The sequence below is a fragment of the Phycisphaerales bacterium genome, assembly GCA_016716475.1.
GTDB lineage: Bacteria > Planctomycetota > Phycisphaerae > UBA1845 > Fen-1342 > JADJWG01.
In genome coordinates this window covers 922,284-935,931 of sequence record JADJWG010000004.1, presented here as the reverse complement: position 1 = coordinate 935,931, position 13,648 = coordinate 922,284, and the positions used below count along the sequence as shown (strand labels likewise).

Annotated in this window: 10 protein-coding genes; 5 read left to right on the top strand and 5 right to left on the bottom strand. The window is 64.4% G+C overall.

Annotated elements, in window-relative coordinates:
* Positions 1-154 precede the first annotated feature (154 nt).
* Positions 155-2,257 carry a hypothetical protein gene (locus tag IPM18_17835; GenBank protein ID MBK9121444.1) on the bottom strand — a complete coding sequence of 701 codons (2,103 nt, stop codon included), beginning with the start codon at positions 2,255-2,257 and terminating at the stop codon, positions 155-157.
* A 253-nt stretch (positions 2,258-2,510) separates the two neighbouring features.
* On the opposite strand from IPM18_17835, the gene IPM18_17830 reads away from it, so the two are divergent.
* Complete coding sequence (locus IPM18_17830; GenBank protein MBK9121443.1) at positions 2,511-3,254, top strand: phytanoyl-CoA dioxygenase family protein; 744 nt, start codon at positions 2,511-2,513, stop codon at positions 3,252-3,254.
* Positions 3,255-3,293: 39 nt separating this feature from the next.
* Here the strand turns inward: IPM18_17830 and IPM18_17825 are convergent, their stop codons facing one another.
* The 3 genes from IPM18_17825 to IPM18_17815 all read right to left on the bottom strand — a co-directional run bounded on the left by IPM18_17825 (position 3,294) and on the right by IPM18_17815 (position 5,850).
* Positions 3,294-3,968, bottom strand: coding sequence for a uracil-DNA glycosylase (locus tag IPM18_17825; GenBank protein MBK9121442.1), 675 nt, complete (start codon positions 3,966-3,968; stop codon positions 3,294-3,296).
* A gap of 83 nt (positions 3,969-4,051) precedes the next feature.
* The gene (locus IPM18_17820) at positions 4,052-4,732 is read right to left on the bottom strand and encodes a type II secretion system protein (protein ID MBK9121441.1); all 681 of its coding nucleotides are present in this window, start codon (positions 4,730-4,732) and stop codon (positions 4,052-4,054) included.
* On the bottom strand, positions 4,723-5,850 hold the full coding sequence (locus IPM18_17815; protein MBK9121440.1) for a hypothetical protein: 1,128 nt from the start codon (positions 5,848-5,850) through the stop codon (positions 4,723-4,725). Before IPM18_17815 ends, IPM18_17820 begins: the two co-directional genes overlap by 10 nt.
* A 515-nt stretch (positions 5,851-6,365) precedes the next feature.
* On the opposite strand from IPM18_17815, the gene IPM18_17810 reads away from it, so the two are divergent.
* The 4 genes from IPM18_17810 (at position 6,366) to IPM18_17795 (ending at position 10,657) form a co-directional block, all read left to right on the top strand.
* Positions 6,366-7,241: an alpha/beta hydrolase gene (locus IPM18_17810; GenBank protein ID MBK9121439.1), complete on the top strand. Its 876-nt coding sequence runs from the start codon at positions 6,366-6,368 to the stop codon at positions 7,239-7,241.
* A gap of 131 nt (positions 7,242-7,372) precedes the next feature.
* Entirely contained in the window at positions 7,373-8,398 is a 1,026-nt protein-coding gene (locus IPM18_17805; GenBank protein MBK9121438.1) for a transcriptional regulator, read from the top strand.
* Positions 8,399-8,983: 585 nt separating this feature from the next.
* Positions 8,984-9,520, top strand: coding sequence for a cysteine dioxygenase family protein (locus IPM18_17800; GenBank protein MBK9121437.1), 537 nt, complete (start codon positions 8,984-8,986; stop codon positions 9,518-9,520).
* A 60-nt stretch (positions 9,521-9,580) separates the two neighbouring features.
* Positions 9,581-10,657, top strand: coding sequence for a putative sulfate exporter family transporter (locus tag IPM18_17795; protein MBK9121436.1), 1,077 nt, complete (start codon positions 9,581-9,583; stop codon positions 10,655-10,657).
* A gap of 54 nt (positions 10,658-10,711) precedes the next feature.
* Here IPM18_17795 and IPM18_17790 read toward each other — a convergent pair whose 3' ends face one another.
* On the bottom strand, positions 10,712-13,552 hold the full coding sequence (locus IPM18_17790) for a beta-galactosidase (protein ID MBK9121435.1): 2,841 nt from the start codon (positions 13,550-13,552) through the stop codon (positions 10,712-10,714).
* Positions 13,553-13,648 lie beyond the last annotated feature (96 nt).

The window sequence follows — 13,648 nt, the reverse complement described above, 5'->3', positions numbered from 1 at the left end:
CCGCTGCTGACCGCAAGCCACTTTATGAGGCCACGACAGCGATCCGTCACCTCACACACTCATAGTATGACGATGTTTCGAGCGCGGTCAAGAAAAATGTTACAGGCCACAAAAACAGGCGCGCTCAGGTACGCACCGCTACTTTTATTCCGGGTTATTCCAGCACGCACTCGCGGAGTGAACTCTCGAGCGAGTTGCCTGCGATCGTCGTCACGCCGAACCGGTCGGTGATCGGCCGGTACCAGTACACGTCCTCCGGACGCGATTGGAGATCCACGAGCACGCTGCGCTGTTCGGGACCGACTGTCGCCACGACGAACCAGGGGCGGTCGTTGAGCCCGTCGTTACTGACGCGGCGATAGACGCGGTAGCCGATCGCCTTGTCATGGTAATGACGTTCGCGCGGGTCTTCCGCCGGCGTCCACGTCACTTCCACACGGTCGCCGTCCAGTTTCTTCACCTGGACAGAAGCCGGTGGCGGCGGCGAATCCACCGAGCCATACGGTGTTTGCAATACCATTTCGAAGCGATCACGCAACCCGCGGAACCACGCCACCACGAAATCGTGCTGCTCCAGCCAGAAGTAGCTCGCCCGGCCGTTCTTGGTCACCTTGACCAGCATCAGGTTCCGAGGCCCGACCACGTTCATGTTGCCCCATGGGTTCGCGCTGCGCTGGAAGCCATTGAGTGTCCGAACTTCCGCCGCGGGGCGGTTCGGCAGTCGGAACAAGCCGCTGGCGTTTGTGGTCCCCACAGCCACCGGATCCTTCGAGATCGGCGGCTGGTAGAAATTGCCGTCTTCGACCACAGAGAACCACTTTGCGCCGTGATCGATCCCTGTCGGGCCGTCGGGATCGACAACCGCACCGCGCTGGAAAAGTTCTACTTGTACGCCCGGCAGCGCCTGGCCATTGATGTCCACGATTCGCAGGAAGCATTCCACGGGGTTCTGAAAGTAGAAATCGCCGAAATAGCCGCGCGGCTTGTCGAGGGTCATGTTCAGGTAGGCCGCGTCCGCCTCTCCGAAGAGCTGTGGGCCGTGCCAGTGCATCATCTGTTCCGGATGCCGCATGAAGTGCGAAACCTTCGCACCATTGTCGGCCCAGGTGTGATGCTCATGCCCCTCGTAGTCGAGTGCGTACCAGTCGACCAAGCCGAGCTGGTGCCCCAGTTCATGCGGCAGCGACCACTCCGTCTGGTTCCGCCAGGCGTGATCGGTCTGCCCCCACTTCTTCTCGGCAAGCTCCTGCGGGCTGTCATTCCAGACCCAGCCGCCCTGATCATAGCGGATGCCGTCGGAGGCCACGCGCTGGACCTGTTGCCCGTTCACGTACGCCTCGTGGTCGCGGACCTCGTCCGCGTAGATGATCTGGTCCAGGCGGACGCGCGCCAGGCAGCCCTCCGGCGTCGCCGGGTAGACGCTCTGTGCGAGCAGCAGGTTCATGATGTCGAGATGCCAACGGTAGAAATCCTCGAACGAGAAGGTGCCGTACGCACTCCGGAACTGGTGCCAGGCCTCGACGCGGCCTTTGCTCACGACGTATGTAAAGGCGAACGCCCACAGCGCATCCGTCGCCTCGTTGTTGATCTTCGCGATTTCCGGTCCGTCATGCCGTACGCGGGCCGTCACGCTGTGACGCCCCGGCACGTATCGCCAGCGCCACACGAACTCGGCCGCTTCCAGCTCACCCAGCGCGCCGCTGTAGCTTTGCGTCTCCGCCAGTTCACCGTTCAGCAGCCAGTCCACCTCAAAGGCCCCGGCCGGCCGGAAGCCGATGTTCTTCACATGCGCCGTGAAGGTAAGCTGCTCGTTGGGCTCCCATTGCAGCTTGAGATCGCGCACAATCTCTTCCGGCTTGGTGTACTTGTCATCGCCGATGTCGCGCAGCTTGGTCGAGTCGCCACCGATCCACGCCCGGCCGAAACGGTCGTATTGCACGCGGCCATGCAGACCGGCAAGTTTCGGGGTAATCTCGATGTAGGTGACGGTGAGGTCCGGCAGCTCCGGGCGGCGGTCCCAGTCTTCCCCGCGCTCCCTCTTCCACGCCTTGACCTGGCTCTTGGGCACCACCCGCGGCGGTCCTCCCACCTTGTCCAGCGACTCCCACACGGTGATCTGCGTTCCCTCGTCGCGGACAAAGCAATTCTGAAGCACCGTGCCATCGCTCAGTTCGAGCGTATCCGCGGCAAGCGTGCCAGCCGTCACAAGCGTGGCCGTGAGGGCAAACATGGGAAGGAAGGCGAGGCGGGATGCCATCGACGTTCTCCGGGTGAAGAGGTGCAAGGAAGGTGGACCGACCACATCTGCCGGGCCGCGGAGGCCAGTGTAGCGGTCTGGTTACGGTCCGTCAGCGCGCACGCATGAAACATTTCATTTCCCGCCGACCGCGGCGGTGCCCCGCTATAATGCCCAGCAGTCGCACGGGGCCGCGTCTGACCGGCCCGCCGCCCCATTGCGTTGTAGCGTTTCTGTGCCGGACCGAGTCCCACTAACGAGTACCCGAATCACGATGGTCACCCAGGAAAACATCGCCCAATACGAGCGCGAGGGCTACACCATTTGTCGCCAGGTCATCGATCCCGCAACGCTCGCGGACATGACCGCCCACATCGATACGTTCATCGCGGAAATGTCGAAGGTCATGCGGCCCGAACACCTGGATAAGCCCCACGTCTGGGACAAACGCTTCCTCGACTTCTGCATGACACCGACGCTGCTCGACCATGTCGAGTCCTTTATTGGTCCCAACATTGTCCTGTTCTCCAGTCACCTGATTTCCAAGGCCAAGGGCGACGGCCTCGCTGTACCCTGGCACCAGGATGGCAACTACTGGCCGCTGGAGCCGATGAACGTCATCACCCTCTGGCTTGCGATCGACAACTCAACCGTCGAGAACGGTTGCATGCGCGTCATTCCCGGGACACACACCCGCGGCCCGATTGCGCACCACAAGGACGAGCACCCCGAAGACAAGGTACTCGACCAGGCCATCTCGACCGAGCACTTCGACGAATCGCAGGCCGTCGACTGCGTGCTCGCCAGGGGCGATTGCTCCTTCCACGCTCCGTACATCATCCACGGCTCCACTCCCAATCGCTCCGACAAGCGCCGCTGTGGCCTGACCATGCGGTTCATGCCGGCGGAAACGAAGATGCTGCGGACCGGCCCGCTCGGGAAGTGGTTCGGCAATCACCCGTTGTTCCTGCTCCGCGGCCGTGATCCACACGGACACAACGTGTACGCGAACGTATAGCCGCCGCAGGACGGGTTGAACGCGCGGGCGCGGTGGCTTTCACACCGCGCTGCCCGCGGGGCTCAGCAAAGCGCGGGCACGGGTGAAGATCGCATCGAGCATCGGCTCTGTCAGACGACCCGTAAAGGTGTTCTGCTGACTGGGGTGATACGAAGCGAGCACCCACCTGCCCGTCGGTAGCGCGATCTCAGCGCCGTGACCGAATGGCGCCGCGCGCTCACCAACCCGCCGGAGCGTCTCACGCCAAGCCAACTGGCCCAGTGCGACCACGACGCGCCAAGGGGCCTGCGCGAGGGTTTCCTCCAGATAGGGGCGACACGCCGCGATCTCGCCCGGTGTCGGCTTGTTCGCCGGGGGCGCGCAACGGCAGACGGCCGTGATCAACGTATGGCGCAGCAGCAGGCCGTCGTCACGGACCGTGCTCGTCGGCTGATTCGCGAAGCCGGCACGGTGCAGCGCCCGGAACAACCAGTCCCCGCTGCGGTCTCCGGTGAACATGCGGCCGGTGCGATTGGCGCCATGGGCACCCGGCGCCAGTCCGACCAGCAGCAGGCGCGCCGTGGCCACGCCGAAGTTCGGAACGGGGCGCCCCCAATACTCTTGCGAACGGTAGGCCGCGCGTTTTTCCTGCGCTACCGCAATGCCGTGTGAACGCAGTCTTGGACAGCGATCACACACAACGACCCGGACATCCTGTTCGTCAAGCCAGCCCATGCGGAGACCTCACCCCCCTTGGTGTACATTCCGAGCCGGGATGGCATCGGGGCATACCGGACACCTTAGGTTCCCCCTGCTGCTCAGGGGCTGCGATAACTCGTTCCGCTACGGGCCTGATAATGCGTGATCACACCGGTGTCACGCGCTCCGCGGCACCAGAATCTTCCCGGCAAGGGTATGCGGCCCGGTGTGGTCGTGAATTTCGGCGACAAGATGTCCGGCCCCACGCTCCAGAGTGCGTAACGAACAGGGCTCGTGTCGACGTCGCTGTGGTACGCCCCGGCTTCGCCCCGCGTATCAGGGAACTCGGCCGGAACCCAAAGCCCCCGCCAATCCGCCACCACGACGTGCTCGTTGAAGATGGCCGCGCCGGGCGCGAGATACCGGTAGGTGGCCGTCGGGTGAAACACATCGCGAAGTTGAATCTTCGTGACGAACCCCGATACCGCGCCGGCTGTGAGAAACTCCTCATCAGCCGGGAGGTGGTGATAGCGGCCGAGTTCGATCGGCAGTTCGAAGTCGGTGCGCAGACTGCACGAAAATCGTACGGGGGGCAGCCGGTCGCGCTGCTCATCCCCGTACATGGCCAGGGCCACTTCGACGCGGTGCAGGTCCGCGTGGGCTTTCACGAGGCGTGCCTGGAGGCGTGCCGTGCCGAGCGCCGGCAGCAGGATCGCCAATAGCGTCACGACGATGGCGACGACCACCAGCAGCTCGACCAGTGTGAATCCGTGCGTATACCGCCTCCGGATCATCGGCATCGTCCGCCATTCTTCATCGCGTCGATGAACGGAGAAAGATCCGCGAAAGTCACCGTGCCACTTCCGGAAAAGTCCGCATAGCAGTCGGGATAGGCCGCTACATAGCCGGTGGGATCTTTCAGCGCGAGGATGAACGGGGAGATATCGCCAAAGTTCGTCAGCCCATCACAGTTGAAGTCCCCGCAAACGAATGCATCGCGGTGCAGCGCCACGAGGTAGTACCCGCCGACACCTGTGAAGGAACTCTGGTTCAGAATCCCCGTAAGATGAAAGTAACCCTGTGGGGGCGGCGACGCGGCGAACACCATGTGATTCCCAAGTCGTACCGGCAGCACCCTTCCCAGCCGATCCACAAGTTGCGTATCGGTATTCCGGCCCCATGCGCCATCTGCGGCCAGTCGCACCCCCTGGATGCGAATCCGTTCGGCCTGGTAACGTTCTCCGCCGGTCGCACGCGTGGGATCCCAGATGAAGGTCCAGCCGCCGAACCCGTCTGCTTCAAAGAGATCCGCGAGTGTCAGCTCTGCCGGAGTCGGCAACCCGTACCCCGGTGCGAGGATCACCACGTCAAAATCGTTCTCCGGGGCCTTGCTGTGATTCTCGTTGACGTTCGTCTTTCCCTGGAACGATGAACCCTTGCGAGCCCGCAACTCAACCAGGTCGCCCGCCCTCAACGGCGGTGTCCCAGCGCCGTTCGGGAAGTTCAGACGGTCCATTTCCCCGAGCCACTCCGTATCCGAGTAGCTGAAAAACGGATCGCCCAGGAACGGCAGGTTGCCGTAGCACTGCCCGATCCAGGCAGCCGTACCGCCGAAGTCCCCCGGCTCAGCCGCTTGCACGAAGATCTCCCACTGCCCGCCCAGATCAAACGGAATCTCGTTGTAGGCCGGTGCCGGTTCCAGCCAATCCGCGGGGTCGTTCAGGACGATGCCGCGCAGCCGCACCGGCCAGCCGCCGTCGTACAACGGAGCGCCACCCACCGTCACCGCCTGGTACTCCGCATGTGTTCGCAGCGGCACGGCTTCCCAGTGCTGCGCCGACACCCACCCTGTGCCAAGCCAGGCGACAGCAGACAGAACGATGGCGAGAGCGCCCCAATGGCTCTTACCCGTCAGCATCACAATCCCCTTTCGCGGAACTCACGACGTAAATGCGGCGCCAAGCAGCGGACACATCGTATTACGAACAAGAGAATCGTAACACCGCGTCCCCCCGGGCGGCAAGTGGCTTCGCTGGGACCGGCGCCAAATCACGTCCGCGAGCGCCCATACGCGGAGAATGGTCTTTGAAGCGTGATTATGGTAGTGCCAAGACACCCTGGGGGGGTCTGGAAGCATTCCAACCCTGCGGTGGCCATATGGGCATGGACCGACGGAGTGCCGCCCGGTACGGTCGCATTTCGGCACTGCGTCAGTGAGAATCGTGTGCTGCCGCGTACCAATCTGCGTGATCCACATCACCGGGTTGCGTGCTTCGCCCCGCTTCTTCGTATGGACTTATGCGGCACAATTGGTTTCGTCAGACCGCATAGCGGGCCGGTGCAGAGTCGCGCCCGGCGCGAAGACGCTGCGTACGCCTAACGCCATGAAAATGGCGGTCGAGGTCCGGCCGGGAGGTTTGGCAGGTGTCTGCGATGGGAACAGCACAGTCGAGCAGGACTGGCACGGTACAACGAACCCCGCGCCTCCGCCGGTTGCTGCTGGTCGCACTGCTGACACTCGCGACCGGATACGTGGCGATGTGCGTCGGGGTCTGCCATTGCCAGGAACGCCTGATCTACTTTCCCGATGCGCGCCATTTCCTCACACCGGCCGCCGTCCGCCTGGACTACGAAGAGGTGCGGCTGGCTGCGGAGGATGGGGTGCCGCTCCTGGCCTGGTTTATCCCGCGGGACGACGCGCGCGGCACGATCCTGGTCTGCGGAGGCAATGGCGGGAACATGACCGAAGTCGTGGAAACGGCCAAGACCCTGCACGGCTTCGGCTTCCAAATCATGCTCTTCGACTATCGCGGGTACGGCGGCAGTGGCGGGCAACCGAGCGAGGCCGGGCTGTACCGCGATGCCGAAGCCGCCTGGCGGTATCTCTTGATTGAGCGTGGAATACCGGCCCAGCAGTTGGTAATCTTCGGCCGATCGCTCGGCGGCGGTGTGGCCATCGAGCTGGCGCACCGCCATCCGCCCGCGGCACTGATCGTCGAGAGCACCTTCACAAGTCTCGCCGCCGTCGGGCAACGCGAGTACCCGTTTCTTCCGGTCTACCTGCTGACCCGCAATCGGTACGAGTCCATTCGCAAGGTCCCCCACTTGCGCTGCCCGAAACTCTTTCTCCACGGCCGTGACGACGAGATCATTCCGCTCGCGCTCGGCCAAGCGCTGTTCGCGGCGGCGGCCAAGCCGAAGGAGTTCATCGAGACACCCGGCAGGCACAACAACAGCGGCCTTGAGTACAACCACGAAACCACGCGCCAAGTCGGTGCCTGGCTGGACCGGCACATCCCGCGGCCCTGACTCGTGGGGCTGGCTCATAGCCGCAAGGCACTCCGTTTGGCGGAGGGAGCGTGACGTCCGCATCTGAGCATTGGCCCGCCACTGGTCACTCGGTATCATGCCCGCGTCTCCACCCCTCCAGAGGACTCGCGATGGCACGGGGCGAACAAATCCTGCGGCATTGGAACCTGCTCCGAACGCTCCAGACACGCGGCCCAGGGGTGGCGTTGCGTGACCTCGCGGCCGAGTACGAGGTCAGCGAACGCACGATCCAGCGTGACTTCGAGATCCTGCAGGAACTTGGTTTTCCGATCCACCACGAGGAAGACACCCACGGCAAACGCTTCTGGCGCCTGCCCCATGACTTCTTCCGGGTCGGCCCAATGCTCCTGTCCCTGACCGAGGCACTCTCGCTGCACCTCGCCAGGCACCTGTTTGAACCGCTGGCGGGCACCCTCTTCGCCGACGGCCTCGCAGCTCTGCACGACAAGATCCGGAGCCAGCTCCCCACACCGGCGCTCGAGTACTTCCGCGGCCTCGACGAGACCGTCTACGTCCGCCGCACGGGCACCACCGACTACGCGCGACACGCCAACACGCTGCGTATTCTGACCGCCGCCACCCAGCGCTCGACCACCGTCGAGCTGACCTACGAATCGCTCTGGCGCCAGGATCGCTACGTTACACTGGTTGATCCCTACGGCCTCGTTTATTACGACGGCGACCTCTTCCTCGCAGGCCGCTCGCACAAGGCCGCCGCCACGCGCATTTTCAAAGTCACGCGTATCGCCGCTGCTCTGCCCACCAACGCCACCTTCAGCCGACCTGCGGGTTTCCGACTTGAGGAGCACTTCCGCAATACCTTCGGCATCGTGCGCTCCGGCGGTCGCCCCGTTGAGATTCTCGTCCGCTTCACCGGCCCCGCGGCCGCTCTCGTCGAAGAGCGGATTTGGCACGAGAGCCAGCAGACTGAATGGCTCACCGCAGAGGAGACCCTCTTCGAGGAGCTCCACGGAGAACGGACGGCCCTGCAGGCCACCTTCCGCCTATCGGATCTCGTCGAGTTCAAACGCTGGATCAAGGGATTCGGCGCCGATGCCGAAGTCCTGTCGCCCGATACCTTGCGCGCCGAACTGCACTCCGAGCTCGCCGCCGCCGCTGCCCGTTACAAATCCTGAAGCATCCCGCAGAATTTTCGCGGGAATTTTCCACGACGCCCCCACCACTACGGATCGCCCAGGCGCCTGTGCACAGCCACCACTGCGCGTACGTCCGACACACGCTGTCTGACCCTGCCTTTTGTCAGGACCGACCCCCCATGTCGCCCACACCGCACATCTTGTTCCCAACGGCCCGGGGCGTCAGCACTCCGACGCGGTGGCTGGTCTCCGGCGTCCCCACCCGGAACCGCCACCCGTCGGATGTGCGGCCGCTGCGCCCGGCAAGACACCCCGCGCGGCTCGGCCTGGGGGGAGCCGAGCCCGCCTTGGGATGTCACCCAAGTCACATGCCACTTACTACTTGACCACGACAACTTCCGTCTGGCCTTGGTGTTCACCCGGACCCGTAGTATGCTGGCCATGGGTGTGCCTGACGAAGGAGTCGGGCGCGGGTCAGCGACACACGTCGGCTCGTTCTGAAGACGGAATTCACCTGCTGCCGGCCGTGGACCAGTCCCGCGGTACTTGACGGCGGGCACCGCCACAGTCCGCTATGACCGAGCAGACCTTGAGGCGTTCACCTCAAACATTGGAGGAGCCGCCATGACACCACGTCTTGCGACCTTCCTCGCAGAACTGGACGTGTTCAAGCCACGTGTGCCGCTGGACCTCCTCCTGCAGCGCCTGCACGCGCTCGATCTCACGTGTCACGATGTCCGCCATTTCATTGTGTTCGGGGACGACCGCTACCGCCGCAACCTGATGCACGCCGGGGCGGGTTTCCAGGCGCTCGTGCTGTGCTGGCGGTGCGGCCAGCGCAGCCCCATTCACGACCACGAGGGCTCGACCTGTGGCGTACGTGTGCTCAGGGGCGTCGCCACGGAGACCGTCTTTGATCGCAGCCGCGAGGGCCGGCTCGTCGCGCGGGCACCGCGGGAGTGGCGCGCCGGCATGGTGTGCGGATCCCAGGACGATGACATCCACGAAGTCGCCAACTTGCAGCCGGACGGAGACGACCTCATCACGTTGCACATCTACTCACCGCCGCTCCTGACGATGAATACGTATTCGCTCGAGAACACCTCGACACAGCGGTTTGAAGACCCGGTGTACGAATTCATCCACGGCGCTGGAATCTGAGTGCGACCTATGCTGCCCAACGAGTCGTCGCACCCGCCGACCGCAGCCCCAGCACCGCCCATGGACCGTTACCCCACCGGACACCGGTGGACGGATTACCGCTTCGGGTTGGCGCTCGCGGGAGGGATTGCGGTGACGGCCTACCTGATCCAATACCTGCCCTTCCCCCCCTTTCGGGTGAGCGCGGATTCCGGTGTGGTGCGCTACCCCGTCGGCGCCGGGCTCGTTGCGATCCTGCTGGGCGCAGGGGTGCGGAACCTGCTGCCCCTCGGCCCGGCCCCGAGCCCGGGCTGCCACTTCATCGTGCGGCGGCTCATGCCCATCTCGATTGCGCTGGTTGGCGCCGGGCTGAATCTCTCCGTGCTGCGGTCGAGCGGCACCGCAACGCTGGTCGTAGTGCTCGCGTCTATTCTGATTGCACTGGGTGCGGCCTGGCTCGTCGGACGAACCGGCCGGTTACCGCAGAAGACCACGATGCTGCTCGGGGTCGGGACGGCAATCTGTGGCAGTAGCGCCATCGTGGCCGTCGCGCCGCTCATTCGTGCGCCGCAGCGTGACCTGGTGCTGGCGCTCAGCGCGGTGAACGTCCTCGGGCTGGTGTTCATGCTTGCGCTGCCGGCCCTGGGCAGCACCCTCGGCATGAGTCCACACGCCTACGGGGTATGGGCCGGCACTTCGGTGCATGCGGTCCCCCAGGCCGTCGCGGCTGGCTTTGCCTTTCCTGGCGGAGGAGCAGGCGAGGTGGCTACGCTCGTAAAACTCGTGCGGGTGGCCATGCTCGCGCCGCTGGTGCTTCTCATTGCACTCGCCGGAGCCCAGCGCTCGGGAAACCTTCGTTCCGTACGCTTCGCACGCCTGGTCCCCTGGTTCATTTGGGGGTTTCTATTACTGGCCTTGCTCAATACCTGGATGCACACCACGACGCTGACGGGCAACCTCACGGGATTCCTGAGCGGCGCGCTCGGACAATTGAATGGGCTTGGCACCCTGCTCCTGACCCTGAGCATGGCCGCTATCGGGCTGGAGGTGAACCTCCGCGAAATCATGGGGGTCGGCGGGCAGGTTTTTCTGGCGGGGCTCGCCGTTTCACTGGCTCTCGCGGCCAGCAGTCTGGTGCTGATCCACCTGTTGATCTGACCGCTCGAAGGTCCACCGTGCGGCCGGGGGGATTTCTTGAAGCCGTTACCTGGCTCAGCGGCGGAGCAGCTTGGGCACAACCTCCACATGCAACGGCAAGGTGAGCGTGCGGTCACCCACAGTGACCGGCAGGAGCACTTCGTGCATCCCGGTCACGGCGTGCCCCGGCACTTGAATGGCCGCACGGGTCCCGCTCACCTCCAGCTCGTCAGACCAACCATGCGGCGGCACTGGCGCCTGCACCACCACACCCGCCACCGGTTCCCACGACACCTGTAGTACCTCCCCCGGATGCACCGTCGCGGGGGTCAGTCGCGCCGGAAGAACATCCCCAAGCACGCGCAACTCGGGCCGGCGCGAGCTCAACACGTACACCGGCAACCCGCGCTCCAGCCGCACGGTGAGCGCATCCTCGCCGCGGACACTCGCGGCCGGCGTACCGATTACACTGCGCAGCTCGAAATCGTCGGGCGTGATCGCGAAACGGACCAGACGCGTGGTATCGGGCGACCAGAGCGTTGCGACGTAACCATCCGGGTGACGGAACAGGTAGCCCTCGAGTTCGTCATCCAACTCAAGATCGCCGACCGGTTCCGCTTGCGCCAGCAGCTCGCCCACCGTGGCCAGCGCCTGGTAACCGATCTTCGGTGTGAGATCGCCACGAACGAGGCCAAAGTGATGCTCGTGGTAGAACGGGTCATCACCGTCCTCGCGGAAGTCGTACCAGGCGACGCTACGTACAGCGCCGGAAGCGATCGCGGCAATATAGGTCCGCGCCACGTAGCCCGCCTGGGCGCGTTCGGTCAGGCCGTCGAGCAACTGGCTAGGCCAGCCCATCTCGGTGATCCAAACGTCACGACCACCGACGAGCGTGCGAGTCTGCCGCAGCTCGCGAATGAAGGCGGTTGTATCAAGCGCGTGGCGATAGGGGTGGATCGTAAGGGCGTCGAACGGGGCCTCGGCGGCGAGCACCATGCGGATAAAGTTGCCATCGATCCCCGCCGTTGAGCACCCCAGCACCTCGGCCTCGGGATCGATCGCCTTGATCGTCTCGTACGCGCGCTTCAGCAGGACCGGGTAGCGCTCCTTGTCATCCGGCCAGAAGAAGATATTGGGCTCATTCCAGATCTCCCAGTGACGGATGCGATCCTTGTAGCGCGTCACGACGGCGCGCAGATAGTTGCAGTAGTGCTCGATGAATTCATCGGTGAAAGGCGGTTGTGACCACTCGGTCCAGTAGCACATCAGGCCATAGACGCTGATGCCGTGCGTGGTAGCGGCGTCGACGAGCTGGTCGAAGAAGCTGAAGTCGAATGTGCCCTGCTTACGCTCGATCCAGTTCCAGTGAAATTCCTCGCGTGTCCACTTCACGCCGGCACCAGCGGCGAGGCGACACATGCGGTCAAGCCAATCGCGCGCCGCGGGATGACCGTGGAAACGATACAGGTACAGCCCCGCGCCAATGCGACTCTCGGGACGAAGCGGGGTGCCGGCGGGCGCTGTGCGGGCCGCGGCGATCGTCGTACTGAAGCGACCGGAGCTGCCGCCCGCAAACAGAAACTCGAATTCCCCCTCGAGGACCAGATGGCTGCCGGGCGAAACCACGGTGTCAAACATCACGGTACCGCCGGCCGGCACCGTGAGTTCCTCGGACTTCGTGGCGATGACCTCGTCGAGCGACCGTACGACCAGCTTCAACTCACCCCGCAGGGGTTCTTCCGCAAGACTGCGCAGCAAAGCCCGAAACCGCACCGCGTCGCCCTCGCGCTCCACCTGCGGGACCACATAGATCGGGCGCTGTGCATCGTGGTCGGTCAGGTACTCCAGCTTCCAGAGGCGCAACTCACCTGCGTCCTGCGCGCCCTTCCGCACCAGGACAATCTGCTCCAGACGCAGTGGATAACGCACAACACCGTCATCCTGCCCGCCGGAGTGCTCCCAGGTGCGCATGTCGCCCATCGGAACGGTGAGCGTAACCCGTCCGGGGTTATCCAGCGTGCCGAGCGCGCGTGAGAAATTCTGGAAATGCGAGCCGAAGATCGCCCGCACTTCATGCCCTGTGCCATCGCTCTCCAACGTCAGCCGTAGTGCCTGCGGCCGTCCCAGTGCGGAGCGGCCGTAGTGCAGGCGGCAGCCGGCCTGCTCATCGCTGAAGCGGTAGGTCCACAGGCCACTCGCATACCGCGTACCCGCCGCGCCCCCGCCGGGTGAGAACCCGTCCGCGGCGTCAAACTCACTCTCCGTATACAGGGTCGTTCGAGTGCCGGGGTCGGCGGCACTGGACTCGTAAACCCACTGCACTTCGTCGATCAGCAGCTCACCCTTCCGGTTGCCACCCTGGCTCTCGATCAGGATGTGGAAAGCCGTGGCGGGTTCGTCGAACTTGCCGTCGCCGCCCCAGCGGTGAACCCAGCCGTCGAGGCCGATCTCGAGTTGCTGCCAGCCCCGGTAGTCGAAACGCACATCCTTCTGGAACACCTCACCGTGCGCATCGACCGCGCGGAAGATCATCAGGTTCGCGGCAGGTTTGTGTAGCCAGAGACGCACGGCTCTTACCGGCGGCTCCGCGGGCAGTGGCGTGATCGCCGCCACATAGTTTCCGCCCGCTTCGAAGTCGTAGGCCAGCACCAGCGCTCCACCGCGCGTCCGCCCGCGCTCCGCGGACCATGTCAGCGCCCCGCGCGCCCCGGGCCACTCCCGTCCGTCGCTGAATTCCCACGACGAGCGCACCTTGTCCGATTCAAAGTACTGCACTTCGCCGAGCGCCGGTCGGCCGTCGGCCGCGGGGGCGGTTGCGGTTGCGGTCGGCATCTCAGAGATCTGCGACAATGCCGGGGCGAACCCCGCACACAAGGCGCCAATGATCATGCCGAAGTGGATGGGCGTGGTTCGCATCGACAGGTCCCTTTCGTCTTGCCGGAAGATAGGTGCTGCGATTGTACGGCCACACCGTGCGGGCGGGTATGCGCCGGACAGTGCCCAGCCGCCCGC